At 54.1% G+C, this 1,487-nt stretch carries 2 protein-coding genes; one reads left to right on the forward strand and one right to left on the reverse strand.

Annotated elements, in window-relative coordinates; translation table 11 throughout:
- A partial coding sequence (locus FYJ24_RS12375; RefSeq protein WP_206192723.1) for a hypothetical protein occupies window positions 1–185 on the forward strand: 185 nt, incomplete at its 5' end.
- A 1-nt stretch (window position 186) separates the two neighbouring features.
- Here FYJ24_RS12375 and FYJ24_RS12380 read toward each other — a convergent pair.
- Window positions 187–1,431: an IS110 family RNA-guided transposase gene (locus FYJ24_RS12380; RefSeq protein WP_154546730.1), complete on the reverse strand. Its 1,245-nt coding sequence runs from the start codon at window positions 1,429–1,431 to the stop codon at window positions 187–189.
- Window positions 1,432–1,487: the final 56 nt, after the last annotated feature.

Genomic DNA, 1,487 nt, shown 5'->3' on the forward strand with positions numbered 1-1,487 from the left:
GCACTGAAATGCTTGTACCTCACGGTGCGGTCCCTCGACCCAACCGGGAGGGGCCAGGTACGCTGGACAATGCGATGGAAACCCGCATTGAACGCGTTTGCCATTCCCCCGCCAAAGAAGCGGGAGGCACCCCCACTTTCGCCCACCGCTGGCCAGACGCGAAAGACTATTACGAAAATAGGTGAGTTAGTCAGGTTTCTGGGGCGTGATACTCACTTGGTATCCTAGTTGTTCGAGTTGACGTATTGCCTTGTGACGGGCCTTTTCTGGCTTGAGTCTGGTGAAGTAATCTTGCCCGGGATCGTTGTAGATCTCTCCTGTTTGGAGCATGTGCCACATCGCGGAGAGCATGGAGTGTTGCACGGCAACCAAGGCCCTCATTGCGCCTCGTCGCCCGGCCAGACGCCTGTACTTCGCACCTAGATAGTTATTCTTTCCTCGAATCGCTGACATTGCTGCTATGCCTAGGGCTCCCTTGAGATAGGCGTTGCCGTGAGTGACATGGGATGAACGAACGATGCCGGCGGACTCATTCATTCCTGGGCATACTCCCGCCCAGGATGCTAAATGCCCTGCGGAAGGGAAAACGGTCATGTTTGCGCCAGTTTCAGCGATGATCACATCAGCGACTCGGGTAGCAACACCTGGAACGGTTAGCAATAAATCGCGGGCCCCACCAAAATCCTCTCTTTGAATCACATGCTCGATACGCCCTGTTAACTGTGTAATCATTTCCTGGTGGCGATCAATCTGAGCGAGGTATTGAGAGACCATGAACTCGTGATGCTCACTGAATCGCCCCTGCAATGCTTGCACAAGTTCGGGAATCTTGTTACGCAGCCTCTTGTGGGCCAGATCAGCCAGCACTTCTGGATCTCGTTCTCCCCGGGCTAACGCCTCAAGCATTGACCGGCCAGAGACCCCAAGCAGCTCCGAGACCACCGAGGACAGTTTGATCCCGGAAGACTCAAGAAACTTCTCTAAGCGTTGCTTCTGTTTAGCTTGATCACGCACCGCGATCGTCCGAGCCCGAGTAAGGTCTCGCAATTCACGGATCGCTGGAGGCGGAACAAATGACGCCCGGAGAAGGCCATGCGCTCCTAGTTGAGCCAGCCATGCGGCATCTGAAACATCGCTCTTGCGGCCAGGAATATTACGAGCTGACTTAGCATTGACCAACATGACCGGCAAAGACTCTTCCATGACGTAATAGAACGGTTTCCAATAGTCGCTCGTTGCTTCCATCACCACAGAAGTCACCCCGATCTTGCCGAGATACCCAGTAAGATCTAAAACCTGGCCTGCTGTAGCACCCCAAGTAGTCACTTCAGTAGAAAACGTTCCTTTACGCTTGCCCGGCAGCCGCACCGCAACCTTGACATCACGCTTCGAAATGTCCATACCACAGACTCTTTCATGAACAATATCCATAAATCTTCATCCTTTCCCCTCACCATCGACACACACCGGAACGGGGCACGGCCGGG

Source organism: Scrofimicrobium canadense (genome assembly GCF_009696615.1).
GTDB classification, from domain to species: Bacteria; Actinomycetota; Actinomycetes; order Actinomycetales; family Actinomycetaceae; genus Scrofimicrobium; species Scrofimicrobium canadense.